The following is a 26,074-nucleotide window of genomic DNA, read 5'->3' on the forward strand; positions in this document are numbered from 1 at the left end:
GCAGCGCACTTCGTCTGCTGAGGGGAATCCCGGCAGTATGCGGATGCCCCGCTGGAGGATTTCCGGCGGGGCATCCAAGCAAGCTCTCGTGAATATGGTCAGAACCCGCTACTCCTGGGGGAGGTGCACCTTGGGGGTCTTCTTCCCCTTGTTCACGCCGTACGGCCAGATGTTGATCGTCACTCCACCAGACTTCGACTTCGGGCGCCATATGATGACGGTCTTGTCGCTCAACATATAGCTTTCCATGCCTCCGATATCCGGGATCCGATCACCGTCCTTGGCCCACCGCTCGAAGGCCGTACGCATCTCTTCCGGAGTTTCGATCTCCCTGACGTGCTTGCTCTTCTCGCTCCGAGGCAGATCCGCGAACTCAGACGCCCACTTGCAGTCCGAGTTGTGGACCAGGACCGAAGCGTTCCCGGCCTTCGTATAGAAGGTGTGAATGCCGCTGACCGTGAGGTTGTAGACCTTCTGGGGTGCGGTCCACGCCTTGGTCGCTGTGACCCTGACCCAGGTGCCGGACGCGGTGCGGAGCATCGAGCCCGGCTTGATCTCACCAGCGGCGACCCAGCTTCGCCGGCCCTCCAGCCAGAAAGGGTGGCCCTCGGTCGCGGTGATCTTGCCGAAGGCACCGCCCTTGTCACCGTCGGTGTCGACGGTCAGCTCGATCAATTGCTTGATGCCGTTGCCGACGATGACGTCGTCAACAGGCCGTGCCTCGGTCCTCCCTGTTGTGGGATCGGTGGCTAGGACCCTGTCGCCGACCTTGACGTCCTTGATCTGCTTGGCGGAGCCATCGGCCATCACCACCGGGGTTTCCGGGGTAAAGCTGTTCACCGGACACGGCGGGGCCCACTTCCGGCCACCGCTGAAGAGCTTCTTGAAGAACTTCGTGAACTTCTTGCCACCCTTGAGGACCTTGCCACCGCTGGCGAAACCGCCACCGGGAGCAATACCGATACACGAGGTGACGGCGTCCACGACTTCACCCTCGGCGCCGTACCAGGCGCAGTTGGCTCCGTTGGCCGCGTTGCTGACTACGGGGATGCTGGTGCTGCCAGCGGCGTCGAGGAGGAGGTGGCCGCCGTCCTTGGCGACCTGTCCCCAGTCGATCTTGCCTTCGTTGGCGATGAACGCTTCCCGCACCCGGTTGACTTCGTCGAGCTCCTTCTGACTCTGCTCGTCTTGTCGCCCTTCCTCGGCTTCCTTGGCCTCCAGGTCAAGCTTGATCTGCATGGCCTCGCTGGCGGCCTTGTCTGCGGCGTCGCTGTCCATGCCCGCCTCGACGGCGGCCTTGCGGGCCTCGTGGTACGCCGTCCATGCCTCGTTGGCTGAATTGCGGGCCGACTGCGCCGAGTTCGCGGCGAGCGTTGCAGACAATTCGGCCCGCTGTGCTGCCTTCTCGGCATCGGCGGCGGCGGCGCTGGCCTGTCTAGCGGACTTGGCGGCCTGGCGTGCTGACTCTTCCGCCTTGGTGGCCGAATCCTCGGCCTGCTTCGCGTAGTCCTGGGCCTTCTTGGCGGACTTCTTGGCCTCCTCGGCGGCCTTGTTGGCCTCGTCGGCGGCCTTCTGCGCACGCAGCCACGCCTCATGCGCCTTGTGGGCGTTCTCCTGGGCCTTGGCCACGATGCCGTCGCCGGTGGCGATCAGGCTCTGGAGACGGGCGTTGTGGGTGGCAGCGAGGTAGTCCTTGCGCTGAGCGGAGTACTGGCCGACCTCGATGAAGGTGTGCAGCAGTTCCGGCGGACCCTCCAGGGCGATCTTCGCCGCGGCCTCCACTTCGGGACCGCCGTTGGTCAGCAGCTGGTTGGTGCGGACCCGCTCGTCGATCGCGCGGCTCTCGTACTGGCCCTTGTTGAGGAATTCCAGGAGCTTTTGCGGGGAGTCGGAGTCCAGCGCGGCGTTGGCGGCCTTCTTCACTCCCGGGGCGGCGTTGGTAGAGATCTGCGAGATGCGGACGCGGTAGTCGACGACCGCGGCCTTGTGCTGGCCGGTGAGCAGGAACTCGTGGATCTGCTTGGCGTCGCCCTTGAGGGCGCTCTCCGCTGCTTTCTTCACGGCAGGTGACAGGCCGTCGTCGGCGAGGTTCTCGACCCGGTCGCGCTCGTCCTGCTCGGCGGCCTTCTTCCAGCCGGAGACGGCGTAGCGGCGTACGTCGTCGTCCGAGTCGGCCAGTGCCATCTCAGCAGCGGTTTGGCTCCAAGGGCCGCCGGTCTCCAGTACCAGGAGGGCGAACTTGCGGCCGGCCTGGACGACCTGCTGGGGGTCCGTGCCGGGCTTGGAGGCTTCCTCGACCAGGCGTTTGGCTTCGGCGTCGCGCTCCTTGGCCTTCTTCGCCTTCTCGGCCTCCTTGGCTTCGTCCTTGTCGTACTCGGCCTTGAGGTCCTTGGCCTCCTCCATGGCGGCCGCGGTCCGGGCGGTGCGGTCCTCGTCCTCGGACTTGCGCATCAGCTCGTACGTCTTACGGGCCTGTGCGATCGCGCCGCTGGCCTCGTTGGCAGCCGCCTGGGCGCCCTCGTAGTGTTCCTTGGCCTTGTTGGCGGCCTGGGTCGATTCACCGGCATGCTTGGCCGCTTCGTCCGCGGCCGCCGCAGCGTTACGCGCATGTTCGGCTGCCGAGTTGGCCTTCTTGCGTGCCTCGTAGGCGGCACTGGCGGAAGCACGTGCGAGGGCACCCGCCTCGGACGCGGCGCGCTTGGCCTCGCGGGCGTTGCGCTTGGCCTGGTCGGCCGCCGCCCTGGCTTCGGCCGAGTGCGCCCCGGCTGCATCTGCGAAGTTGCTTGCTTGATATGCCGCGTTGGCCGCCGCCTCCGCGTTGTCACCGGCGCTGGCCGCCGCGTCCGCCGCATCGCCGGCCTTGGTCGCCGCGATGCCCGCTTGCTCGGACGCTTGGCCAGCATTCTCGGCGCTCTTGGCCGCGTCCCGGGCCTGTTCGGCCGCCTTGCGTGCCGCGGATGCCTGCGAGGCGTCCGAGACCGCGTTGGCAGCGGCGTTACGGGCCCGGGCGGCGGCGTTGGCCGCACCGGCCGCCGCATTCGCCGCCTGCGCCGCCGCACTCGCCGCGATCCGCGCCGCCGCGTTGGCCGCCCGCGCCGCGCCGATCGCGCGCTGCGCCGCGCGCGCTGCGCCGCGCGCGCTCTCGGCAGCCGACGCTGCCCAGCCGGCCGCCGCGCCGGCGTCCTGGCGGGCCTTCTCGGTCTCCCGCTTCGCGATCTCCGCCTGCCGCTTGGCATCCTCGGACGCCTTCACCGCGCGGTCGGCCGCGTCCTTGGCAGCCTGGGTCTCACGCGCAGCCTGCTCACCGGCCTCCTTGGCCTGTTGAGCCAACTGCTCGACGGATGCCTGCTCCTGGTCCCGGGCGCGGGCCACGTACTGGCCCACCTCAAGGAATTCGCGTACGTCCTGCGGAGAGCCGTCCAGGGCGACGTTGGCGGCCTCCTTGGTGGCCTGCCCCCCGGCGGTCATGCTCTGCATGACCTTGACCCGGTCGTCGACCTCCTTGGCCCCGTACTGCTTCTTGAACAGAAATTCGCGGACGTTGTCGGGGGTGCCGTCCAGCGCGGTGTTGCCCGCTTTCTTCACCCCTGGACCGGCGTTGGAGATGATCTGTGAGACGCGGACCCGCTGGTCCAGCTCAAGCGGCTTCTCCCAGCCGTCCTTCAGGAACTTCCGCAGCTCTTCCGGATCGTCGCTGTCGAGGGCCTTGTCTGCCGCCGCGCGCACACCTGGCCCGCCCCAGGACTGGATCTGAGATGCCTCGACGCGGTTGTCCAGGGTCTCCCGGATGTCCTTTTCACGGTCCAGGAAGCGCTGTATATCGGCGTCGGTGCCCATGAGGGCTGCCTCCGCCGCGGCCTTGACGCCCGGCCCGCCCTCCTTCCAGAACGCGACGACCTTCCCCCGGTCGGTTGCCGAAGAGGGATTGGCGGTGCCCCCGTCATTCTGCTTTTCCGCCGCATGAACCGGAGTTGTTCCGACCATCCCCGCGACGAGCGCCAGTGGCAGTACACCCGCGCAGACAGCGCGTATGCCCAGCAGCCACTTTCCTCTCGTTCTCACTCTGCGAACCCTTCATTTTGGATCATGGTTGCCGATTTTCGGCATCGCGAGCATAACTGCCTTGTTGGATAGGGGCATTCGGCGGCTCGATCCCTGAATTAGGGGCGCCATACGAGCTTCAGGGAAGCGGCGGGTGCAGGGTGTACGTCATCCTTCTGGGTCAGACAGACGTCACCGTAAATGGTTGCAAAAACGCTCAATTTCGTTGCCGATCCGTTACTAAAGGAACCTTGTCGACTTGCACGATTACGCGAGTGATAAGTTTGCGGCTGCCCTATGTACGGGATATTCACCGCGGCCGATCTGGCCGCCGTTTACCACCTGGAAGGAACTACTGGTGATGCTTCGCGCGCGCAGAATGCTGGTCGTCGGCGCTATTGGTGCCATCACCGCCGTCGCGGGGGCTACCACCTTCGCTGTGGCTCAGGCCGCCCCGAAGCCCGCGGGTGCCTCCGTCGTTCAGCAGGCCGCAGCCGGTGAACTGCCGCCTCCGGCGGTTGAGGACTTCGAGTACCCGGGTGCGGAGAAGATTTTCAAAGAGCGAGGCATCAAGCTCATCAAGGGCGATGGGCACATCCTGCTCGCCGAGTGCAGCCAGGCCCGGGACATCACGCTGGAGCGTCGCTGGGACGACGACCCCACCGACTACCAGATCTGCTTCAGGGTGACTGGCAAGAAGGGTGTCCTGTCCCTCTCCATCCCCGAGACCTTCAATGTCAAGGCCGGTGACCAGGCCGTACGAGCCACCCTGACCGCCGATGGCAAGACCCAGGTCGTCGACGTCCCCAAGAACACGCGGAAGACCGTAGGCGAGGGCGTCAACCCTGACGCCCCGCAAACCACACTGGTCGAGCTCCGCGTCGGCTGAGCTGCTCCGCCATGGGTCGAATGCGGCACACGCCCGGCAAGCGCCGGATGCTGCTGTCGGCCTCGTAGACATCCGCCCCGCCCCTCACCACCCGCAAGGTAAGAATTGTGACTGGAATCCGCCCGCGCGCCGCGAGGGTAACCGGTGCTTTTGCCGCGGCCGTCGTGGCCGGCACACTGACCGTCACCCCGGCGCAGGCCGTCGTCGGCGAAGCCACCAACAACAGCAGCTACGAGTTCACCGCCAAGCTCGACATCGGTGCCGGTACACGTAATTGCACCGGCGCGCTTGTCGACCCCCAGTGGGTGGTCAGCGCGGCCAGCTGCTTTACTGACAAGCCCGGCCAAGAACTCAAGATCTCTGCAGGAAAGCCCACCCTGAAGACGACGGCAACCATCGGCCGCACCGATCTCGCCACGACGAAGGGGGCCGTGGCCGAGGTCGTCGAGCTCGTCCCCCGCGCGGACCGGGACCTGGTGATGGCACGCCTTGCCAAGCCGGTGCCCGGCATCACGCCTGTCAACATCGCCGAGACCGCCCCCGTCAAGGGCGACGTGCTGAGCGTCACCGGGTATGGGCGCACCAAGACCGAGTGGGTTCCCAACCAGCTCCACACCGGTGCGTTCACGGTCGACTCGGTGGCCGACACCATGCTCGGCATCAGCGGCAAGCCCAACACCGACGCAGCCATCTGCAAGGGAGACGCCGGCGGACCCGCCTTCCGTAGCACCAACGGCACCGCCGAGCTGATCGCCATCAACAGCCGCTCGTGGGGAGGCGGTTGCCTAGGCGAGGACGAAACCCGCACCGACGCTGTCAACGCGCGTGTGGACGATATTGCGGGCTGGATCCAGCAGATCCGACTGTCGGCTCTGGTTCCGGACGTCACCTCGGTCATGACAACGGGGGACTTCAACGGCGACGGGCGCACCGACATCGCCGCGGTGACGAAGGACGGCAACCTGCACGCCTTCTACGGCCGCGCCGACGGCACCTTCGAATACGGCCGCCCGCTGTGGACACCGGACGGTTCCTGGAAGGGCACCACAAAGATCATCGGCGGTGACTTCAACGGCGACGGGCACACAGACATAGCTGCTGTGTGGGGCAACGGCTCCCTGCGCTTGTACGCGGCGGACGCGAACGGCAACCTGACTGCCAACAAGCCGATGTGGGTGGACGAGAAGACCAACTGGAACGACATGCTCCACCTGGCCCGCTTCAAGACGGACGCCTCCGGCCGCGACGGCCTGCTCACCGTCTGGGGCGGCGGTCCCAAGGGCGCCCTTTACGCCTACGACGCCGGCCCCAGCGGTGCTCTGAACGGCAACAAGCGCAACATGTGGCGGGATGCCACCTGGCAACACATGACGAAGATCGCCACCGGCGACTTCAACGGCGACGGCCGCGACGACATCGTCGCCGTCACCAACGTCGGCGGCCTGTCCCGCTACACCCGCTACGACAGCACCACCGGAGGCGGCCTCAGCGACGGCGTCTCTATGTGGCACGACAACGGCTGGGGCGGTACCCAGATCCTGCTGGCCGGCGACTTCGACGGCGACGGCAACACAGACATCGGCTCGCTGTGGAGCAACCAGCAGCGCTTCAACTTCTACAAGGGTGATGGGAAGGGCAACCTCGCCGAAGGCACCCACGCCTGGCCCCGCGTCCCCTGAGCGCTGATTCCTGATGTAGTACACCCATCGTGCGCCACCGGGTTTCGGACCGGATGACGAGCTAGATAACGAGCGGAAGGCTCGCATCCGTGAGGTCGCTGACCTGATCGCAGGGCCTACCTGCCCCTGAGGACCGCACGTAGCCTGAAGTGAGGAGTGCCCGCAGCCGTTGGAATCGGCTGCGGGCACTCCTCATGCTTGTACGACGTGAAACGGCACAGCCGGACAGCGATGGGCCTCGGGTCACGTCACCGGAGCTGCGACCCGAGGCGTTCACGGGGCTGGGTCAGCACACGATGCCAACCACGGCTGCGCAGCACGACAGCCGGGGCCTGCCTCGTCTCTACCGAGCCACAGCAGTCACCCTTAGTGGTCGCACTGAAATCTTTCGTGCGTTACTGAAATCTCCACTGAAATGAATCTTGCGTTACTGAAATCTTCAGAGCCAGCCGACGGGTGGGTCCCGCACTTTCCGACAGGTCGTCGGCAAGATGTTGCGCGCGCGGTGCCGGGCATGGTGACATGGGATGCAGAGAGCTGGTTAGGTCAACCTAACTTCCGCTGCCTGCCCCAGGAGCCCGGGAGGCGTTCATGTCGGCCCACCACACCTCCCCCACGTCCGAAGAGCGCGGGGGCGCCCCCCTCGCGGCGGCCGGGCGCGCCGAGGACGATGCGCCCGAGCAGCCGCCCACGATGAACCAGCTGCTGGCGGCGTGCGCCGCGGCCAGCGCTGTCTCCACGCCTCCGAGAGCCCCCGCGGCCGCCCGGGTGGGCAAACCCGCGGGGCCTGTCGACGAGAACACCGAAAGCACTGAGGACACCGAAGACGCAGCGGACGCCGATCGCACCGTGGCCGGGGCGGGAGCGCGGACCGGGCGCCCGCCGGCGGCCACCCAGGGGTGCGACGCGGCGTGATGCGCGGGCGCCGTCATCCGTAGGGGCGATATGCGGGGCGGGCGGTCAGGCGACGACGACGACCTTCGCACCGCGCAGCGCGAAGTCCCACATGGCCTTGCCGTCGTCCCGGGACTCGCGGACACCGCCGGTCTTCTTGGCCGGGTCCAGGCCCGGCTTCGAGCCGTCGACCGCCGCGCTGAAACCGATCACGACGTTGTCCACGCTGGCGAACCGCACGACGTGCTCGATCGCGATGCCGTCGGAGCCCGTCACACTCACCGAACGCGAGGTGACCGAGTACGTCCCCAGGGGCGGGCTGACGGTGCTCGGCGCGACCGCGAACGTCCGCCGCGCCTTGCCGTCCGCGCCGACCAGCCAGACCCGCTTGGCGCCGAGCGCGTAGACGACCCGCTCGCCGGTGCCGGACGCCGCGGGGATCGCGGGGGGCGCGGGGGCCTTCGCCCTCTTGGTGTGCGGATCCGCCGGGGTCTTGGCGGCGGTGGGGTCGCCGCCCTTCCGGGCCTGCGTGAGCTGGTCCGGCGCGGACGCCGCGGCCTGGTAGCCGAGCACGCCGACCACGACCACGGCCGCCGCGGTGAGAGCGACGACGATCGAGCTGCTCTTAGCGGGCACCGCTGTGCCACCTTTCCGTACTCTCCGCCGGCGGCGGTAGGGCCCCGAGCCCGGCTGACTAACTGCTTGGATGTGGGCCGACCGTAGCACCGCGCCGGGCACCACCGGCCGAGCCGTAGTCTTAAAGGCGTGCTGCTGCTAGCTCTTGACACCGCCACCCCTGCCGTCACCGTCGCGCTCCACGACGGTTCCCGGGTCCTCGCCGAGTCGCGCCAGGTGGACGCGCGCCGGCACGGCGAACTGCTGCTGCCGGCCGTCGACCGGGTGCTGGCGGAGGCCGGCCGCACCCTCGACGCGGTCAGCGACATCGTCGTCGGCGTCGGCCCCGGCCCGTACACCGGCCTGCGGGTCGGACTGGTCACCGCGGCGACCTTCGGGGCCGCGCTGGACGTCCCGGTGCACGGGCTGTGCTCCCTGGACGGCCTCGCGTACGCCGCCGGTCTGACGGAGCCCTTCGTGGTGGCGACGGACGCCCGCCGCAAGGAGGTCTACTGGGCGCGCTACGGCGATGCCCGGACCCGGCTGACCGAACCCGCCGTGGACCGCCCCGCGGACCTCGCCGACCAGATGGCCGGCGTCCCGGCGGTGGGCGCGGGCGCGCTGCTGTACGCCTCGGTCTTCACCGGCGTCCGGCGCGAGGGGCCCGAGCACCAGTCCGCCGGTGCGCTCGCCGCGCTGGCCGCCGAGAAACTCGCGGCCGGTACGGAGTTCCTGCCCGCCCGGCCGCTGTACCTGCGCCGGCCGGACGCCCAGGTCCCGGCCAACTACAAGGTGGTCACCCCGACGTGACGCCCGCCGCGAGGAACGGAGCGCCGACGGGCGAGGTGCCCGCCTTGGCCCCCGTGCTGCGCGAGCTGCGCTGGTGGGACCTGGACGCGGTGCTGGAGCTGGAGCGCGCGCTCTTCCCCGAGGACGCCTGGTCGCCGGGGATGTTCTGGTCCGAGCTGGCGTACGCCCGCGGCCCGCGGGCCAACCGCCGCTATGTCGTGGCCGAGGCGGCCGGCCGGCTGGTCGGCTACGGCGGGCTCGCCGCGGTCGACGGCACCGGCGACATCCAGACCATCGCCACCGCCCGCGACCAGTGGGGCACCGGTCTGGGCGCCCGGCTGCTGACCGAGCTGCTGTCGGCGGCCACCGCTTTCGAGTGCCGGGAGGTGCTGCTGGAGGTGCGGGTCGACAACGTCCGCGCGCAGCGCCTGTACGAGCGCTTCGGCTTCGAACCGATCGGCTTCCGGCGCGGCTACTACCAGCCGGGCAACGTCGACGCCCTGGTGATGCGCCGTACCGGTACGGACCCCGACACCGACCCGGACAGCGACCCCGACCCCGACCCGGACGCCGACGTCGATCCGGCCGGTGCCACCGGCGCCCCGCCGGGCTCCACCGCCCCCACCGCCCCTTCCGACTCCGTACAAGGAACCTGAGAACCATGGCTGACTCACGCGGCGGACCGCTGGTCCTCGGCATCGAGACCTCCTGCGACGAGACCGGTGTCGGCATCGTCCGCGGGCACACCCTCCTCGCCGACGCGGTCGCCTCCAGCGTCGACGAGCACGCGCGCTTCGGCGGCGTGGTGCCCGAGGTGGCCTCGCGGGCGCATCTGGAGGCGATGGTGCCCACGATCCAGCGCGCGCTGAAGGACGCCGGGGTCGCGGCGAGCGATCTGGACGGTATCGCGGTCACCGCGGGTCCCGGCCTGGCGGGCGCGCTGCTGGTCGGTGTCTCGGCCGCGAAGGCGTACGCGTACGCCCTCGGCAAGCCGCTGTACGGCGTCAACCACCTCGCCTCGCACATCTGCGTCGACCAGCTGGAGCACGGCGCGCTGCCCGAGCCGACCATGGCGCTGCTGGTGAGCGGCGGCCACTCGTCGCTGCTGCTGGCCCCCGACATCACCGCCGACGTCCGCCCGCTGGGCGCCACCATCGACGACGCGGCGGGCGAGGCGTTCGACAAGATCGCGCGGGTGCTGCACCTGGGCTTCCCGGGCGGCCCGGTCATCGACCGCTACGCGCGCGAGGGGAACCCGGACGCGATCCGCTTCCCGCGCGGGCTGACCGGCCCGCGCGACCCCGTCTACGACTTCTCCTTCTCCGGTCTGAAGACCGCGGTCGCGCGCTGGATCGAGGCGAAGCGGGCGGCCGGTGAGCACGTCCCGGTCGCGGATGTCGCGGCGTCCTTCCAGGAGGCCGTGGTGGACGTGCTGACCCGTAAGGCCGTCCGGGCCTGCAAGGACCACGGCGTGGACCATCTGATGATCGGCGGCGGGGTCGCGGCCAACACCCGGCTGCGGGCGATGGCGCAGCGCCGCTGCGAGGACGCGGGCATCACCCTGCGGGTGCCGCGGCCCAAGCTGTGCACGGACAACGGCGCGATGGTCGCGGCGCTCGGCGCGGAGATGGTGGCCCGGGGCCGGGCGGCCTCCGCCTGGGACCTGTCCGCGGACTCCTCCCTGCCGGTGACCGACCCGCACGTCCCCGGCGAGCCGCCGGCGGCGAGCCCCGGCCACGCCCACCACCCGCACGCGCACGGTCATGACCACGTCCACGAGGTCAGCAAGGACAACCTCTACTCCTGACGCCCGCCCCGCCGCCCGGGTCGTGCCCCCGCTTCCCCGCTCCCCGCCGGTCCGCCGTCCGCGCGAACGACTTACCCTGAGCGGGAGCGGTTGGCTTGCACGCACACGGGGAGGCGGCGGACTGTGCACTGGTTCTGGTGGGTGTTCATCTTTTTCGCGGTAGGCGGTTTCGCCAAGGTGGCCGACGCCGGGCGGACGGCCCTGCGCACCCGGCACGAGCGCAAGATGGAGCGCCTGGAGTCCGCGCGGCAAGAGCGCAAGGAGCTGGCGGACGCCGACCGGACGCCCGAGCCGGTGTGCGGCTGCACGCACCATCTCGCCAAGCACGACAAGCAGGGCAAATGCCATGAGCTGGTCCAGACGCCGGTCGCCTGGGACGCGGACCAGAAGCCGGTCCGCTACGAGGCCGGCCCCTGCACCTGCCAGCAGTACATCGGCCCGCAGCCGCTCTCGCAGATCTACGCCGAGGACCTCACCGACCGGGAGTGAGCTCGGCGGCCGGATGCCCCAGCAGCATGGTGGGGGCGCCGGCGACCCGGGTGAGGAAGATGGTGCAGGAGCGCCGCCCGCTGCCCAGCTTCAGCTTCTTGCGCAGTTCCTCCGGCTCCACCGCCGAACCGCGCTTCTTGATCACCGCGATGCCGACCTCGCGCTCCCGCAGCAGCGCCTTGAGCTTCTTGACGTTGAAGGGCAGCACATCGGTGATCGCGTAGGCGGTCGCGTACGGGGTCTCGGTGAGGGTGTCCGCGGTGATGTAGGCGATCGTCGGGTCGATCAGCCGGCCGCCGGTTTGCCGGGCGACGTCCGCGACGAGATGGGCGCGGATGACCGCGCCGTCCGGCTCGTACAGCCAGGCGCCGACCGGCCCCGGCTCCGGGTCCGGCAGCCCCGCGCCGAGCAGGGAGTCACCGGCCGGCAGCAGGGTGGCCCGGCGGCCGCCGGGGACGATGCGGTGGGCGGCACCGGCCATCGCGTCCGGCGCAGCCGGTGCGCTCCCCGGTGTCCCGCCGAACCACACCACCGCCTCCTTCACCTTGCCCGCGTCGGAGATCCACTCGGTCTCGGCGTCCGCCGGCAGCGCGTCGTGCGGCACCCCGGGGGCGATCTTCAGCGCCGCGTACGGCGCGGTACGGGCGGCCTCGACGGCCCAGGACAGCGGCGGTGAGTACGCCTCCGGGTCGAAGATCCGGCCGCCCCGCACCCCGCCGCGCCTGGCCGGGTCGACGAAGACGGCGTCGTATCCGGTGGTGTCCACCTCGGTGACATCGGCGCAGCGGACCTCGATCAGCTCCGCCAGTCCCAGCGCCTCGGCGTTGGCGCGGGCGGCGGCGCAGGCCAGCGGGTCGCGGTCGACCGCGAGCACCGAGATCCCGGCCCTGGCCAGGGCGAGGGCGTCCCCGCCGATACCGCAGCAGAGGTCGGCCAGCGTACGGACGCCGAGCGCGGCGAGCCGGGCGGCGCGGTGCGCGGCGACGACGGCGCGGGTGGACTGCTCGACGCCGTGCGGGGTGAAGTACATCAGCCGCGCGTCCGCCCCGAACTTCGCCGCCGCCCGCTGCCGCAGCTGCGCCTGGCCGAGCGCCGCGGAGACCAGCGGCGCCGGATGGTCCTTGCGCAGCCGGGTCGCGGTCGTCAGTTCGTCGGCCGGATCGTGGTCGCGCAGTGCGGTCAGCAGCGCCTGCCCCTCGGGGGCGAGCAGCGCGGCGAAGGTGTCGAGGTCGGTCACCTGCCCCATTGTGGGCCAGCCGGCGGACCGCTTCCGCGCGCGGGGCGGGGGTGGCCCGGTGCGGCGCGGCGGCGCTGCCGCGATCCGGCGTCCTGCGTCGTGCCGGACCTCTGGGGGCGGGGGAGCGCGGGGCGGGGCCCGTACGGGGGTGGCGCGGACCAGGTCGGCGCGCTGCCCGAGGCGGCGCGCCGGGTGCCGCGGACGGCCGCGCGCCGGGGCTGTACCGTCGCGCGGCCGGCGGACCACGTGCAGCCCCGGCGGACCACCTGCGGGGCGGCCGGGGGCGGCGGTGTGGCTGGGAGGCTACGCCTCGGGTTCGAGCTCGGGCTCCGCCCGGCGGCGGCCGCGTCCGCGGCGCCCCTGCCGGTTGGCCCCCGGGCCCACCGGTTCGCGGCGGCGCTGGGCGCTGTCGCTGATGCGGATGAGCAGCGCGATCATCACCCAGTTCGCGACGAGGGACGAACCGCCCTTGGCCAGGAACGGCAGGGCCTTGCCGGTGAGCGGGATCAGGCCGGTGACACCGCCGGCGACGACGAAGACCTGGAGCAGCAGCGCGCCGGCGAGCCCGACCGCCAGCAGTTTGCCGAACGGGTCGCGGGCGGTCAGGCTCACCCGCAGACCGCGCTGGGCGAGCAGCGCGTACAGCATCAGGATCGCCATCACCCCGGCCAGGCCCAGCTCCTCGCCCACGGTGGTGAGGATGAAGTCGCTGTTGCCGGCGAAGCCGATCAGCTCCGGGTGGCCCTGGCCCAGTCCGCTGCCGCTGATGCCGCCGCTGCCGAAGCTGAACAGCGCCTGGGCGGCCTGGTCGGAGATCAGGCCGGGCGGCCGCTGGCCCTCGGGCAGGAAGATGTCCATGGGGTGCAGCCAGGCCATGATGCGGCCCTTGACGTGCGGTTCGATGGAACCGACGGTGACGGCGCCCACCGCGGCCATCGCCAGGCCGCAGAGCACCCAGCTGGTCCGCTCGGTGGCCATGTACAGCATGATCACGAAGACGCCGAAGAAGATCAGCGAGGTGCCGAGGTCACGCTCGAAGACCAGCACCAGCAGGCTGATGACCCAGATGGTGAAGATCGGCCCGAGCTGTCGGCCGGGCGGCAGCTGGACGCCCATGACGCGGCGGCCGGTCAGCGCCAGGGCGTCGCGGTTGACGGTGAGATAGCCCGCGAAGAACACCGCGATCATGATCTTGACGAACTCGCCGGGCTGCATCGACAGCGGCCCGAGAATGATCCACCGCTTGGCGCCGAACTGGTCGGCGCCGAAGAAGGCCGGCGCCATCAGCAGGATCAGCGCGACCGCCATCGTCAGATAGATGTAGCGCTGGAGGATGCGGTGGTCGCGCAGCAGCAGCAGGATCGCTATGCAGACCGCCACCCCGATCACGGTCCACACCAGCTGGCCGCTCGCCGCCTGGGCGATCTTCAGCCGGGGCTTCGCCGCGTAGGTGATGTCCAGGCGGTGCAGCAGCACCAGCCCGATCCCGGTCAGCAAGGTGGCCAGCGGAAGGATCAGCGGGTCGGCGCGCGGTGCGAAGCGGCGGACGACCAGGTGCGGGACGAGCGCCACGAAGAAGATGCTGACGGCGAAGCCCGTCAGCCCGTCGGGCAGCTTCCCGGTCATCGACAGACCGGTGTAGGCGTACCCGAAGACCGTGATCAGGACGACGAAACCGAGCAGCCACGCCTCGGTTCTGCGGCGGTTGGGCGCCTGGGCGAGGGCGGCGAACGTCATCGTCCGTTCGGCATCGCCCTCCTCCGGCTCGTCGGTCCTGGGTGCGCCGGTCAGTCCACGCACGGGATTCCTCCGCCATCGATCGTCTTGGCCGCGGGTCCGGACGAAGTGGGTCCGGATTTCGGCTCGGCAGTCGGGGAGGTAGACGAGGACGGTGCAGTCGGGGTTGCGGAGGACGGGGCAGGTGTGTCCGAGTTGGCACCGATGGCTTTCGAGACCAGCCGCTTGATCGTCTGCGGGTCGACCACGTTGATGTCCTCCCCGTTGTGCCGACCGAAACGTTCGATCGGCAGTGTCGAGAACTCTACGTTCCCGCCGGAGAGGTTCTTCGCCTGCTGGATGAACGACAGCAGATCCCAGCCCTGGTCGATGACCAGATCCTGCTTGGCGACGTCCAGCAGCCGCACCAGCCGCAGCGGGTCGGTGAAGGTGCCCGCGGAGTTCAGTTTCTGCGTGGCGGAGGCGAGAAATGCCTGCTGGCGGCGGGTGCGGTCCAGGTCACCGGCCGGCAGTCCGTGCCGCTGGCGGACGAACGCGAGCGACTGCGGCCCGTTCAGCGTCTGCTTGCCGGCCGGGAAGTCGGCGCCGGAGTAGCGGTCCTTGACCGGGTGCTTCAGGCATACCGTCACACCGTCGAGCGCATCGGCGATGTGCAGGAAGCCCGCCAGGTTCACCTCGGCGAAGTGATCGATCGGCACCCCGAGGAAGTTCCGTACGGTCTCGATCTCGGCCTTGCGGCCGGCCTCCCGGCCCTCGCGCTCCAGCTGCCCGTGATCGGTGACGCCCTGCTTCACGAGGGCGTCCTCCTTGGCCGCCTTCGCCAGCCCGTACGCCTTCTTGATCTTGTCCTTGCCGTGCCCGGGTATCTCGACGAAGTCGTCCCGGGGTATGGAGAACGCCTTGGCCCGCCCGCCGTTCCCCGGGACGTGCAGCAGGATCAGGGTGTTGGTGTTGTAGCCGCCGATGTCGGAACTGCCGGCGTGCAGTTTCTGGAGCACGTCCGCCGGCAGATCGTTCCCCTCCTGGTCCTTACGGCTGTCCAGCCCCATCAGCAGGATGTTGGTGGCCCCGCCGGCGGAGCGCGGCGCGTTCTTGTCGAGCGCGTGCGAGGAGCCGATCTGCCGGGCCAGATCGTCGTAGAGGTACCAGCCGCAGCCGGCGGCGGCGAGCACGAGCACACTCACAGTCACCAGAATCCGGCGCCCGAGCCGTCGCCGCGAGCTCTTGCGCGATGCCGCGCGCCGATGCTGCCGTGTCACAGTCCGACCATGCTGACGGTGCTTCATCCGACCAGGGTGGGCGGCGCTTCCTGAAGAAGACCTGAAACTTCTGAAAAGCCCTTCAGGAGCCCGGCGGCCGGGGCGCGGCCGGCGGGAGCGGCGCCGGGAAGCTCGCCACCAGGCGGGCCCCGGTGAGCAGACCGTCCGGTTCACCGGCCACCGTCAGGTCGCCGCCGTGGGCGCGGGCGATACCGCGGGCGATGGCCAGGCCGAGGCCGCTCCCGCCGCGCTCGCGGTCGCGCGCCGCGTCCAGCCGGGCGAACCGCTCGAAGACCAGCTCCCGGTCGGCCGGGGCGATCCCCGGCCCGTCGTCGGCGACCTCCAGCCGCGCCCCGCCGCCCGGCAGCGGCTCGGCCGTGATCCGCACCCGGGAGCCGGCGTACCGCAGGGCGTTGTCGACGAGATTGGTCAGTAGCCGCTCCAACTGGGCCGGGTCGCCGCGGACCGGCACCGGCGCCTGGGCCCGTACCGCCAGCGGCACCCGCGGCGCCCGCCGCCGGGCCGCCTCCTCGGCCGCCAGCAGCGCCAGGTCCACCGGCTCCGCGGCCCGCGGCGGATGCGCGTCGAGCCGGGCGAGCAGCAGCAGATCGGCGGCGATCCGCTGGAGCCGCTCGGTGTCGCCGAGCGCCGCCCGCACCGCCTCGGCGAGCGCGGGGCCCGGCTCGCCGGCCAGCGCCACCTCCAGCCGGGAGCGGACCGCGGCGATCGGGTTGCGCAGCTCGTGCGAGGCGTCGGCGACGAGCTGGCGCTGGCGCCCCACCGCCTCCTCCAGCCGGTCCAGGGTCGCGTTGACCGTACGGGCCAGCAGCGCCACCTCGTCACCGCCCGCCGGGTCCGGCACCCGCCGGTCCAGCTCGCGCTCCGTGACGGCGGCCAGCTCCGTACGGATCGCGGTGACCGGCCGCAGCGCCAGCCCGGTCACCGCCCAGGCGATGGCGGCCGCCAGGATGATCAGCAGCGGCGCCACCACCAGCATCCCCACCCGGACGGCGTGCGTGGCGTCGTCCACGTCGGAGAGCACGGTCACGGCGTAGACGTACCGCTCCCCGCCGCCGGGCGGCGCGGCCCGCACCACGACCACGTCCGCGCGTTCGTTCGCCGCGACCGGCCCGCCGACGACGATCTGCGAGGCGGAGTCCTGCTCCGCCGGCGGCCGGAAGCCGGCCAGGTCGGCGGCGAGCGACGCGGCCTGCCACCGGCTCGCGGCGACGACCCCGCCCGTCCCGTCCGTCACCAGCACCACATCGACCCCGGACGCGGGTGCGCCGAGCTGCTCGGGGAGGGTGCCGGTGTCCACCTGCGCGGCGACCTTGCGGGCGGCCAGTTCGGTGCGGCCCGTGGTGTTGTCCAGGAGGTTGGCCCGCAGCGTCGCGGCGAGCCAGCCGCCGCCGACGGTGAGCACCAGCGCCATGGTCAGCGCGGCGGCCACCGCGGCCCGGCCGCGGACCGTACGCGGCCGCAGCCGCCGCAGCCACCCGGTGGGGCGGTCAGCCATCGTCCGCGGCCATCCGGTACCCGGTCCCGTGCACGGTCCGGATCGAGCGCCGTCCGAACGGCACGTCGATCTTCTTGCGCAGCGACGAGACATACACCTCGACGATGTTCGGATCGATCTCGGTGGGGGAGTCCCACACCTCGTCGAGGATGTCCTGCTTGGCGACGGCCTGCCCGTCGCCCGCCATCAGACAGGCCAGCACGCCCAGCTCGCGGGCGGTCAGCTCCACCTCGACGTCGCCGCGGCGGCACCTGCGGCCCTCGGTGTCCAGCGTCAGATCACCGGCCTGGAGGGTGCGCGGCCGGGCCCGCCCGTCCCGTGTCCGCCGCCCCAGCGCGCGCAGCCGGGCCAGCAGCACGACGAAGGAGAACGGCTTGGTCAGGTAGTCGTCGGCGCCCGCGTCCAGCCCCTCGGCCTCGTCGTACTCGCCGTCCTTCGCGGTCAGCATCAGCACCGGCGTCCAGTCGCCGTGCCGCCGCAGCCGCCCGCAGATCTCGTATCCGCTGGGGCCCGGCAGCATCACGTCCAGCACGATCGCGTCGTACGGCCCGGTCAGCGCGAGCTCCAGACCGCGGTGGCCGTCATGGGCGACGTCCACCCAGTGCCCCTCGGCCCCGAGCCCCCGCCGCAGGGAGTCCGCGAGCCCGTCTTCGTCCTCGACGACCAAAATGCGCATCTGCTCCGTGCCCCACGTTGTCGGGTGATCCCGCCGTATCTCGTCCTGTCTGCATTGTGACTGCCGCCGGGGACGACGGCCCCTGACGGGCAGCCGCGGTGGCCGGGCGGCCCGCGGAACGCGGGTGCCGGGACCGCCGCGCTGGCACTCCGCTTGACCGAGTGCTAACCGCGTCATAGTGTCAGCGTTGGCACTCTCCACCGGGGAGTGCCAAACACAGCGACGGGCAGATCCGGCACCCGCGACGACGGATCCACCTGGTCGCCACCTCAGACAGTTAACCCCGTGAGATCTCCGAAGGGGGAGGTCGGATCGTGACGACCGCCAGCTCCAAGGTTGCCATCAAGCCGCTTGAGGACCGCATTGTGGTCCAGCCGCTCGACGCCGAGCAGACCACGGCCTCGGGCCTGGTCATTCCGGACACTGCCAAGGAGAAGCCCCAGGAGGGCGTCGTCCTGGCCGTTGGCCCGGGCCGCTTCGAGGACGGCAACCGTCTTCCGCTCGACGTGAGCACCGGTGACATCGTGCTTTACAGCAAGTACGGCGGCACCGAGGTGAAGTACAACGGCGAGGACTACCTCGTTCTCTCGGCTCGCGACGTTCTCGCGATCATCGAGAAGTAATTCACCCAGAATTGCCTAGATCTGCGCCCCTGGTTCCCGCGTCTAAACAACCCGGGGCAGGGGCGCAGTTCGTTTGACGCGACGACGGCCGCCGGGCGCGGACCGGGATCGCAACGAGAGGACTTGAAGCAACCCCATGGCGAAGATCCTGAAGTTCGACGAGGACGCCCGTCGCGCCCTTGAGCGCGGCGTCAACAAGCTTGCCGACACGGTCAAGGTGACGATCGGCCCCAAGGGCCGCAACGTCGTCATCGACAAGAAGTTCGGCGCGCCGACCATCACCAACGACGGTGTCACCATCGCCCGTGAGGTCGAGGTCGACGACCCGTACGAGAACCTGGGCGCCCAGCTCGTGAAGGAGGTGGCGACCAAGACCAACGACATCGCGGGTGACGGCACCACCACCGCCACCGTGCTGGCCCAGGCGCTGGTCCGCGAGGGCCTGCGCAACGTCGCCGCGGGTGCCTCCCCGGCCGCCCTGAAGAAGGGCATCGACGCCGCGGTCAAGGCCGTGTCCGAGGAGCTCCTCGCGACCGCCCGCCCGATCGACGACAAGTCCGACATCGCCGCCGTGGCCGGTCTGTCCGCGCAGGACAAGCAGGTCGGCGAGCTCATCGCCGAGGCCATGGACAAGGTCGGCAAGGACGGTGTCATCACCGTCGAGGAGTCCAACACCTTCGGTCTGGAGCTGGACTTCACCGAGGGCATGGCCTTCGACAAGGGCTACCTGTCGCCCTACATGGTCACCGACCAGGAGCGTATGGAGGCCGTCCTCGACGACCCGTACATCCTGATCCACCAGGGCAAGATCGGCTCGATCCAGGACCTGCTGCCGCTGCTGGAGAAGGTCATCCAGGCCGGTGCCTCCAAGCCGCTGCTGATCATCGCCGAGGACGTCGAGGGCGAGGCCCTGTCGACCCTGGTCGTCAACAAGATCCGTGGCACCTTCAACGCCGTGGCCGTCAAGGCCCCCGGCTTCGGCGACCGCCGCAAGGCGATGCTCGGCGACATGGCCACCCTCACCGGTGCCACCGTCATCGCCGAGGAGGTCGGCCTCAAGCTCGACCAGGCCGGTCTCGAGGTGCTGGGCACCGCCCGCCGCGTGACCGTCACCAAGGACGACACCACCATCGTCGACGGTGGCGGCAACTCCGAGGACGTCGTCGGCCGCGTCAACCAGATCAAGGCCGAGATCGAGTCCACGGACTCGGACTGGGACCGCGAGAAGCTCCAGGAGCGCCTCGCCAAGCTCGCCGGTGGCGTCTGCGTCATCCGCGTGGGTGCGGCCACCGAGGTCGAGCTCAAGGAGAAGAAGCACCGTCTGGAGGACGCCATCTCCGCGACCCGCGCCGCGGTCGAGGAGGGCATCGTCTCCGGTGGTGGCTCCGCTCTGGTGCACGCCGCCAAGGCGCTCGAAGGTTCGCTGGGCAAGGAGGGTGACGAGGCCACCGGTGTCGCCGTCGTCCGCCGCGCCGTCGTCGAGCCGCTGCGCTGGATCGCCGAGAACGCCGGCCTCGAGGGCTACGTCATCACCTCGAAGGTCGCCGAGCTGGACAAGGGCCAGGGCTTCAATGCCGCGACCGGCGAGTACGGCGACCTGGTGAAGGCCGGCGTCATCGACCCGGTCAAGGTCACCCGCTCCGCGCTGGAGAACGCCGCGTCCATCGCTTCGCTGCTGCTCACGACCGAGACCCTGGTCGTCGAGAAGCCGGCGGAGGAGGAGCCCGCCGAGGCCGGTCACGGCCACGGTCACTCCCACTGACGCGGGCAGTCCCGCCGGTGTAGTCACACCACGGCCGAGGCCCGGTTCCCGCTCTGTGCGGGGACCGGGCCTCGGTCATGTGCGGCACCCGTCCGGTGCCCGCCGTCATCTGCCGCGGCGGACGGCCTGGCGGCGGGCCTCCTCCTCTTCCCACAGACCGCGCAACTTCTCGGCCCGCTCGTCGAGTTCGAGCGGCTCGTCCTCGCCCCGCCACAGCCCCCGCGCCTTGAGGTCGCGGACCTGGACCTCGATGGGCTGCTCCGGGTCGTAGTCGGAAGGACGCGGGCCCTCGGGCCCGTCCGGGCCGATCCGGACCAGCCGCTCGACCCGGGTCACCCGGAAACGGCTCCCGGCGACGCTCGCCCCGTTGCTCCGCTTCGCGTCGAGCCGGTCCGCCACCCGTGCGTACACCGCGCGCTCCGCCTCGTCGAGATCCAGCGTGAACGGGGCCATCACGCGCAGCCAGCCGGCCAGGGCGTCCCGCGCGCCCTGCGGTGTCGAGTGCGAGGCGCCCGGGTTGTGGGCCTGCCAGCGCCCGTCCGTCCGCTCGGAGACCATGAACACGGCGGGCATCAGCACCCCGCCGGGATGCGTCACACAGGCCCGCCGCGCGTCCGCCGCGATCTCCGGCGGCGCGCCGGGCGGGGCCCCGACGAACTGGATGAGGTCCAGTTTGAGGATGCCGTCGGCCAGCCCGGTGCCGGTGTACGGGTCGATCACGAAGCCCTTGGTCCGCGAGGGCAGCCGGTGCGATTCACCGACCTCCCCCGGGTCGGGGTCGGTGGGCCGGGGCGGCTCGGGGCCGCCGGTGCCCATCCGGATGAAGCGCGAGGCGCGCGCGATCGTGAACCTCGTGCCCAGGATGCTCAGTTCGTCGACGACCTCACGGTCCATGCGCGCGGCCGCCGCCAGCCACTTGCGCCGATCCCGCTCCGCGCCGGATTCCTCGGCCGCCTTGGCCCGCCGCCGGAACTCCGACCCGAGCGTGTCCCGCGCGCCCTGCGGCGTATCGCTGCCGTACTCGGAGAGCTCCCAGCCGCCCGTCTCACACTCCCGGGCGTGGAAGAACTCCGGCAGCCCCACCCCCATCAGCTCGGGGTAGCGCTCTCTGGCCTGCCATGCCTCCCGTTCGGCGAGGGCCGCGATCGGGCTCTCCTGATGAGTCACCCGGATCGCCAGATAGGCGGGGGTCGTGTCTCCGTAACCGTCCATGTACAGACTGTGCGCACAAACCGCCGTGTGCCACACGGGGATTCGCGGAATTCGCGCGCTTCGCGCATGCGGCGGGGCGGCGGACGCGGCGGGGTGGCGGGTGCGCGGGCGGGGCGCTCGGCCACGGCTCCGGCGGAGTGCTGCCGGGCCGTGGCGTATCCGCTAACTGTGGATGTGGTACCCGCACCCCGGGTTCTGGCACGTCCAGTGGATCAGCGGGCCGGCCGGCTGGGCCGTGAGCAGTCCGCCGCACATCCGCGGGCAGATCACGGACCGCCCTTCCCGCTCCCCGCTGAGCGGCGCCCACCAGCCTTGCTGGTGCCCTGGTTTTTCACTCATGGGCACACTCTCTCACCCCTGGCGGGCAGGCGGCCGGGGATGCCGGGCCGGGACCGCGGCACCTCGGCCACCCGCGTTACGGGGTGCGGGACGCGGCCCGCGCGTCAGGCCGACCGGTGCAGGCCCTCGGGGTGCACCGGGTCGGCGAACGGGCGGCCCCGGGTGTAGCGCTCGATCTCGTCCAGGGCGAGGTCGGCCATGCGGTGCAGTTCGCCGCCGAGCGAACCGGCCACATGGGGGGTGAGCAGGACGTTCGGCAGGTCGTACAACGGCGAGGCGGGCGGCGGGAGTTCGGGGGCGGTGACGTCCAGTACCGCGTTGAGGCGGCCGCGGGTCAGCTCCGGGAGCAGCGCGGTCTCGTCGACGAGGGAGCCGCGCGCGGTGTTGATGAGGGTGGCGCCGTCCGGCATCAGGGCCAGCTCGCGGGCGCCGAGCAGATGGTGGGTGGCGGGCAGTTCCGGGGCGTGCACGGTGACGATGTCGCTGTCCGCGCAGAGGGTGTCGAGGGGGACGGAGGTCGCGCCCAGGCGGGCGGCCTCGGCGGCGTCCACGTACGGGTCGTGCAGCAGGACCCGCAGGTCGAAGGGGCGCAGCAGGTCGATGACGCGGCGGCCGATGCGGGAGGCGCCGATGACGCCGATGGTGCGGCGGTAGTTGCCCGCGGTGGCCAGTTCGCGCTGCCAGTCGTGCGGGGCGCGCAGAGCGCGGTAGCGGTGCGCGGTGTGCAGCACCCGCTTGTTGGCGAAGAGGATCGCGGCGAGGGTGTATTCGGCGACCGGCAGCGCGTTGGCGGCGGCGGCCGAGGTGACGGCGATACCGCGCGCCCAACAGGCGTCGGTGATGTGGTGTTTGACCGAACCGGCGGCATGGACGACGGCGCGCAGCCGGGGGGCCGCGGCCAGTACGCCGGCGGTGAGCGGCGGGGCACCCCAGCAGGTCAGGAGGACTTCGGCGCCGGCGAGGGCGGCGGCCACCTCGGGGGTCGGATCGGTCAACTCATGGCCGACGAGACGGGAGTTGGTGCGGGTGAGTGCCGTGAGGCGGGTGTGGTGCCGGGGCGCGAGGAGCCGGTCGGCGATGCCGGGGCCCATGGACAGCAGCAGACCGGGCCGGGCGGACGGGGTCGTGGCGGGGCCGGGGGGATTGTCAGTGGTGGGGTGCATGGTGGAACCAGTGCTCCTTCGCGGTCGCGCGGTCGCACAGGCGCGCGGTCGTCCGGCGGTTCGTCGTCATTTGACGCTGCCGGCGGCGAGGCCGGCCTTCCAGTGCCGCTGGAGGGCGACGAAGGCGATGACCAGCGGAATGACGGCGAGCAGCGAGCCGGTGACGACGAGGGGGTAGTAGGACGGCTCGGCGTGGGTGTTGCTGTTCCACGCGTACAGGCCGAGGCTGAGCGGGAAGAGGCGCTGGTCGGAGAGCATGACCAGGGGGAGGAAGAAGTTGTTCCAGATCGCGGTGAACTGGAAGAGGAAGATCGTCACGAAGCCCGGCATGAGCATGCGCAGGCCGATCGACCAGAAGATCCGCAGCTCGCCCGCGCCGTCCATACGGGCGGCCTCGATCGCCTCACCGGGCACATAACCGGCGCTGAAGACCCGTGCGAGATAGACCCCGAACGGATGCGCGAGGACGGGTATCAGCACCGACCAGTAGGTGTTGACGAGACCGGTCTTGGCGGCGAGCAGGTACAGCGGCAGGGCGAGCGCCGTGGTGGGCACCAGCACCCCGAGCAGCACGACGCCGAACAGCCGCTCCTTGCCGGGGAATTCGTAGGTGTCGAAGGCGTATCCGGCGGCCACGGACACCAGCGCGGAGAGCAGGGCGCCGCCGCCCGCGTAGAGCAGGCTGTTGGCGTACCAGCGGAAGTAGACGCCATCGTTGTAGGAGGCCAGACGGGAGAGGTTGCCGCCGAGGTCGAAGCCCTCGAAGGAGAAGGCGTTCCCGGCCAGCAGCCCGCCGGCGTCCTTGGTGGCGGCGGTGACCAGCCAGACGAGGGGGAAGAGGGTGTAGAGCACGGCGAGCACGAGCGTGCCGTTGACGGCGGCCTTGGAGAGCCAGCGGCTGCGGGACGGGCGGGCGGCGGCGCGGACGGTGCCGCGGGGCGCGCGTTGTACGGGGGCGGTGCCGGGGGTGCCCGCGGGGGTGGCCGCGGCCCGGTCGCCGGGCCGGTCGGTTCCGTCGGCCGGGGCCGCTGTCGCGGGGCCGGCCGTGGTGCGGTCCGTCACGCTGTCCTGCCCTTCGTCCGGGACCGGGGGGTGCGCTGCGAGAGGCGGGTGATGGCGAAGGACAGCACCGCCGCGGCGAGCGCGAGGAGGACGGACGCGGCGGCCGCCAGTCCGTAGTCGTTGCGGGTGAAGGCCGCGGCGTAGGCGTACATGTTCGGTGTCCAGGAGGAGGTGAGCGCGGCGGAGGACGCCTGGTTGATGATCAGCGGTTCGGTGAAGAGCTGGAGGGAGCCGATCACGGTGAAGAGGGCGACCATCACGACCGAGGAGCGGATCAGCGGGATCTTGATACCGGTCGCGATCCGCCAGGCGCCCGCACCGTCCACCGTCGCGGCCTCGATCACCGAGCGGTCGATGGCCTGGAGGGCGGCGTAGAAGATGACCATGTTGTAGCCGAGCCACTCCCACAGCGCGATGTTGACGACGGCGGGCAGCGCGCCGCCGGGGGAGAGGAAGGAGAAGTCGAGGCCGCCGGACTTCAGCGCGCCGATGACCGGGCTGAGTTGGGGGGTGTAGAGGTAGACCCAGATCAGCGCCGCGATGATGCCGGGCACGGCGTGCGGCAGGAAGAGCGCGAGCTGGAAGAAGCGCCGGGCCCGCGCCAGCGCCGAGTCCAGCAGCAGCGCGAGCGCCAGCCCGCCGGCCAGCAGCAGCGGTATGTAGAGCGCGCAGTAGCCGATCAGGACGAGGAAACCGTCGCGGAAGGCGTGGTCGCCCAGCGCCGTGAGGTAGTTGCCGAGGCCGGTGAAGACCGTCTGCGTACCGCCGAACCCGAGCCCCGACTGCTGTTCGGTGAAGAGGCTCAGCCACAGCGCGTAGCCGATCGGCACCACCATCACCACGGTGAACAGGACGAAGAACGGCGTCAGCAGGACGGTGACGGCGCGCGCCTTGGGGCTCACTGGCCGGCGACTTTCAGCCCGCGCTTGCGCAGCTCCCGCACGGTCGCGTCCTGGGCCGACCGTACGGCGTCGGCGAGGGTGCCGTTGCCGTCCGCGGCCTTGCCGAACGCGTCCTTGAGCGTGGTGTTGGTGGTGCCGCCGGTCGGGCCCCAGGCCCAGTCCCGCTTGATGGCGGCGGCGGCGCCGTCGAAGAGCCCGTAGAGGTCCTGGCCGCCGTAGAAGCCGGTGTCGAACGCCTTCTTGGCGACCGGGCGGAGCGCCGCGGCGGCCGGGTAGGCGCTGGAGTCGCCGGAGGAGAGCCGGGCCTTGATGGCGTCCGGCGAGGTGGACATCCAGGTCGCGAACTTCACGGCCGCCGCGGCCTGGTGGCTGTCCTTGGTGACGGCCCAGGTGGAGCCGCCGAGCATGCCGCCGGCCGGTTTCCCGTCCCAGGTCGGCATCGGGGCCGCGGCCCACTTGCCGCTCTGGTCGGGGACGAGTCCCTTCAGCGCGCCCGCGCCCCAGGAGGCGCCGAGGTAGCCGACGGTGTCGCCGCTCTTGAGCGCGCCGGTCCACGCGGGGCTGAAGGAGGTGGCGCTGTTGACCAGGCCGTCGTCGAGCAGGCCCTGCCAGTAGGCGGTGACCTTCTTGGTGGCCGGATCGGTGGTGTCCACCTTCCAGGCGTCGCCCTCGGTGGCGAACCACCGCGCGCCCGCCTGCCAGACCATCGCCTCGAAGGTCGTCGGGTCGTCCGGGAAGAACGTGCCGATCCGGGCCTTCGGGTCGGCCTTCTTGACGGCGGCCGCCGCGGTCCGGAACTCGTCCCAGGTCTTCGGCACCTCGATCTTGTGCTGGGTGAAGAAGTCCTTGCGGTAGTAGTACGTCTGCGGTGCGGCGTCGAAGGGCACCGCCCAGTTCTTGCCGCCCAGCGTGGTCAGCTCCACGGCCTGCGGCAGCAGCTGCTTCTTGAGGTCGTCGGTGACGTACTGGGTGATGTCCTGGAGCGAGCCCTGGCTGACGAACTCGGGGAGCGAGGGGTACTCGATGCTGACCAGGTCGGGGGCGTTGCCCGCCTTGACCGCGTTGGCGATCTTCGCGTAGCCGCCGGCCCCGCCCGACGGGATCTCCTCGTACTTCACGGTGATGTCGTCATGGGTGGCGTTGAACGCGTCCACGGTCTGCTTGGTGCCCTTGGCCCAGCCCCAGTAGGTGATCGTGACGTGGCCGCCGTCTCCTGCGGCGGCGGGGTCACCGCCGCCGCAGGCCGTCAGTACGGCGAGGGCGGCCGTGGCACCGGCTATCGCGACAGAGGTTCTGCTCCAACTGCGGCTCATGACACGGCTCCTGGGCTGACGGCCTGACGGGGGAAGGAAAGCGGGAAGCGATGGCGGCGATCCTTGGGCC

The 26,074-nt window shown here is 70.8% G+C and carries 21 protein-coding genes; 9 read left to right on the top strand and 12 right to left on the bottom strand.

Annotated features, from left to right (window positions below; all coding sequences use genetic code 11):
- Window positions 1-108 precede the first annotated feature (108 nt).
- A complete protein-coding gene (locus IH09_RS24665; RefSeq protein WP_190233394.1) occupies window positions 109-4,062 on the bottom strand; it encodes a polymorphic toxin-type HINT domain-containing protein in 3,954 nt (1,317 codons plus the stop codon).
- A gap of 340 nt (window positions 4,063-4,402) precedes the next feature.
- Between IH09_RS24665 and IH09_RS24670 the strand changes: the two genes are divergently transcribed.
- The 3 genes from IH09_RS24670 (at window position 4,403) to IH09_RS24680 (ending at window position 7,524) form a co-directional block, all read left to right on the top strand.
- Complete coding sequence (locus IH09_RS24670; RefSeq protein ID WP_240150425.1) at window positions 4,403-4,930, top strand: hypothetical protein; 528 nt, start codon at window positions 4,403-4,405, stop codon at window positions 4,928-4,930.
- A gap of 164 nt (window positions 4,931-5,094) precedes the next feature.
- Window positions 5,095-6,609, top strand: a complete 1,515-nt coding sequence (locus IH09_RS24675) for a trypsin-like serine protease (RefSeq protein ID WP_318279536.1) — start codon at window positions 5,095-5,097, stop codon at window positions 6,607-6,609.
- Window positions 6,610-7,200: 591 nt separating this feature from the next.
- A complete protein-coding gene (locus IH09_RS24680) occupies window positions 7,201-7,524 on the top strand; it encodes a hypothetical protein (protein WP_052859666.1) in 324 nt (107 codons plus the stop codon).
- 45 nt (window positions 7,525-7,569) lie between these two features.
- On the opposite strand, the gene IH09_RS24685 is transcribed toward IH09_RS24680, so the two are convergent.
- Entirely contained in the window at window positions 7,570-8,139 is a 570-nt protein-coding gene (locus IH09_RS24685; protein WP_052859667.1) for a L,D-transpeptidase, read from the bottom strand.
- 129 nt (window positions 8,140-8,268) lie between these two features.
- Between IH09_RS24685 and tsaB the strand changes: the two genes are divergently transcribed.
- From tsaB to IH09_RS24705, 4 genes are all read left to right on the top strand, one after another.
- Entirely contained in the window at window positions 8,269-8,928 is a 660-nt protein-coding gene (gene tsaB / locus IH09_RS24690) for a tRNA (adenosine(37)-N6)-threonylcarbamoyltransferase complex dimerization subunit type 1 TsaB (RefSeq protein WP_052859668.1), read from the top strand.
- The gene (rimI, locus tag IH09_RS24695; RefSeq protein ID WP_052859669.1) at window positions 8,925-9,563 is read left to right on the top strand and encodes a ribosomal protein S18-alanine N-acetyltransferase; all 639 of its coding nucleotides are present in this window, start codon (window positions 8,925-8,927) and stop codon (window positions 9,561-9,563) included. The genes tsaB and rimI overlap by 4 nt, the downstream gene beginning before the upstream one ends.
- A gap of 5 nt (window positions 9,564-9,568) precedes the next feature.
- Window positions 9,569-10,714: a tRNA (adenosine(37)-N6)-threonylcarbamoyltransferase complex transferase subunit TsaD gene (tsaD, locus tag IH09_RS24700; protein ID WP_052859670.1), complete on the top strand. Its 1,146-nt coding sequence runs from the start codon at window positions 9,569-9,571 to the stop codon at window positions 10,712-10,714.
- 123 nt (window positions 10,715-10,837) lie between these two features.
- Complete coding sequence (locus tag IH09_RS24705; RefSeq protein WP_052859671.1) at window positions 10,838-11,203, top strand: hypothetical protein; 366 nt, start codon at window positions 10,838-10,840, stop codon at window positions 11,201-11,203.
- On the opposite strand, the gene IH09_RS24710 is transcribed toward IH09_RS24705, so the two are convergent.
- The 5 genes from IH09_RS24710 to IH09_RS24730 all read right to left on the bottom strand — a co-directional run bounded on the left by IH09_RS24710 (window position 11,187) and on the right by IH09_RS24730 (window position 17,628).
- Window positions 11,187-12,449, bottom strand: a complete 1,263-nt coding sequence (locus IH09_RS24710; RefSeq protein ID WP_052859672.1) for a class I SAM-dependent methyltransferase — start codon at window positions 12,447-12,449, stop codon at window positions 11,187-11,189. The genes IH09_RS24705 and IH09_RS24710 overlap by 17 nt on opposite strands.
- Window positions 12,450-12,743: 294 nt before the next feature.
- The gene (locus IH09_RS24715) at window positions 12,744-14,177 is read right to left on the bottom strand and encodes an FtsW/RodA/SpoVE family cell cycle protein (protein WP_240150426.1); all 1,434 of its coding nucleotides are present in this window, start codon (window positions 14,175-14,177) and stop codon (window positions 12,744-12,746) included.
- A 50-nt stretch (window positions 14,178-14,227) separates the two neighbouring features.
- On the bottom strand, window positions 14,228-15,361 hold the full coding sequence (locus IH09_RS24720; protein ID WP_242641034.1) for an LCP family protein: 1,134 nt from the start codon (window positions 15,359-15,361) through the stop codon (window positions 14,228-14,230).
- A gap of 157 nt (window positions 15,362-15,518) precedes the next feature.
- Window positions 15,519-16,952: a sensor histidine kinase gene (locus tag IH09_RS24725; protein ID WP_052859675.1), complete on the bottom strand. Its 1,434-nt coding sequence runs from the start codon at window positions 16,950-16,952 to the stop codon at window positions 15,519-15,521.
- Window positions 16,945-17,628: a response regulator transcription factor gene (locus IH09_RS24730; RefSeq protein ID WP_052859676.1), complete on the bottom strand. Its 684-nt coding sequence runs from the start codon at window positions 17,626-17,628 to the stop codon at window positions 16,945-16,947. Before IH09_RS24730 ends, IH09_RS24725 begins: the two co-directional genes overlap by 8 nt.
- Window positions 17,629-17,942: 314 nt before the next feature.
- Here IH09_RS24730 and groES point away from each other — a divergent pair, with 314 nt between their 5' ends.
- Window positions 17,943-18,251 (top strand): co-chaperone GroES, encoded by a 309-nt coding sequence (gene groES, locus IH09_RS24735; protein ID WP_052859677.1) that lies wholly within the window; start codon window positions 17,943-17,945, stop codon window positions 18,249-18,251.
- A gap of 136 nt (window positions 18,252-18,387) precedes the next feature.
- The gene (gene groL / locus IH09_RS24740) at window positions 18,388-20,013 is read left to right on the top strand and encodes a chaperonin GroEL (RefSeq protein WP_052859678.1); all 1,626 of its coding nucleotides are present in this window, start codon (window positions 18,388-18,390) and stop codon (window positions 20,011-20,013) included.
- A gap of 105 nt (window positions 20,014-20,118) precedes the next feature.
- On the opposite strand, the gene IH09_RS24745 is transcribed toward groL, so the two are convergent.
- The 5 genes from IH09_RS24745 to IH09_RS24765 all read right to left on the bottom strand — a co-directional run bounded on the left by IH09_RS24745 (window position 20,119) and on the right by IH09_RS24765 (window position 26,004).
- Entirely contained in the window at window positions 20,119-21,225 is a 1,107-nt protein-coding gene (locus IH09_RS24745; RefSeq protein ID WP_052859679.1) for a DUF5954 family protein, read from the bottom strand.
- 443 nt (window positions 21,226-21,668) lie between these two features.
- The gene (locus tag IH09_RS24750; protein ID WP_052859680.1) at window positions 21,669-22,727 is read right to left on the bottom strand and encodes a hydroxyacid dehydrogenase; all 1,059 of its coding nucleotides are present in this window, start codon (window positions 22,725-22,727) and stop codon (window positions 21,669-21,671) included.
- A 66-nt stretch (window positions 22,728-22,793) separates the two neighbouring features.
- Entirely contained in the window at window positions 22,794-23,588 is a 795-nt protein-coding gene (locus tag IH09_RS24755) for a carbohydrate ABC transporter permease (RefSeq protein WP_052859708.1), read from the bottom strand.
- A 197-nt stretch (window positions 23,589-23,785) separates the two neighbouring features.
- The gene (locus IH09_RS24760) at window positions 23,786-24,691 is read right to left on the bottom strand and encodes a carbohydrate ABC transporter permease (RefSeq protein WP_052859681.1); all 906 of its coding nucleotides are present in this window, start codon (window positions 24,689-24,691) and stop codon (window positions 23,786-23,788) included.
- On the bottom strand, window positions 24,688-26,004 hold the full coding sequence (locus tag IH09_RS24765; protein WP_052859682.1) for an ABC transporter substrate-binding protein: 1,317 nt from the start codon (window positions 26,002-26,004) through the stop codon (window positions 24,688-24,690). The genes IH09_RS24760 and IH09_RS24765 overlap by 4 nt, the downstream gene beginning before the upstream one ends.
- Window positions 26,005-26,074 lie beyond the last annotated feature (70 nt).

The organism is Streptomyces celluloflavus (assembly GCA_000720995.1).
GTDB classification, from domain to species: Bacteria; Actinomycetota; Actinomycetes; order Streptomycetales; family Streptomycetaceae; genus Streptomyces; species Streptomyces celluloflavus.

Excerpts from the sequence above, each read along its gene's own strand:
- IH09_RS24745 (WP_052859679.1), bottom strand. The coding sequence starts at position 21,225 with ATGGACGGTTACGGAGACACGACCCCCGCCTATCTGGCGATCCGGGTG.
- IH09_RS24750 (WP_052859680.1), bottom strand. The coding sequence starts at position 22,727 with ATGCACCCCACCACTGACAATCCCCCCGGCCCCGCCACGACCCCGTCC.
- IH09_RS24715 (WP_240150426.1), bottom strand. The coding sequence starts at position 14,177 with ATGACGTTCGCCGCCCTCGCCCAGGCGCCCAACCGCCGCAGAACCGAG.
- IH09_RS24670 (WP_240150425.1), top strand. The coding sequence starts at position 4,403 with ATGCTTCGCGCGCGCAGAATGCTGGTCGTCGGCGCTATTGGTGCCATC.
- IH09_RS24680 (WP_052859666.1), top strand. The coding sequence starts at position 7,201 with ATGTCGGCCCACCACACCTCCCCCACGTCCGAAGAGCGCGGGGGCGCC.
- IH09_RS24765 (WP_052859682.1), bottom strand. The coding sequence starts at position 26,004 with ATGAGCCGCAGTTGGAGCAGAACCTCTGTCGCGATAGCCGGTGCCACG.
- IH09_RS24730 (WP_052859676.1), bottom strand. The coding sequence starts at position 17,628 with ATGCGCATTTTGGTCGTCGAGGACGAAGACGGGCTCGCGGACTCCCTG.
- tsaD (WP_052859670.1), top strand. The coding sequence starts at position 9,569 with ATGGCTGACTCACGCGGCGGACCGCTGGTCCTCGGCATCGAGACCTCC.
- groL (WP_052859678.1), top strand. The coding sequence starts at position 18,388 with ATGGCGAAGATCCTGAAGTTCGACGAGGACGCCCGTCGCGCCCTTGAG.
- IH09_RS24725 (WP_052859675.1), bottom strand. The coding sequence starts at position 16,952 with ATGGCTGACCGCCCCACCGGGTGGCTGCGGCGGCTGCGGCCGCGTACG.
- IH09_RS24710 (WP_052859672.1), bottom strand. The coding sequence starts at position 12,449 with ATGGGGCAGGTGACCGACCTCGACACCTTCGCCGCGCTGCTCGCCCCC.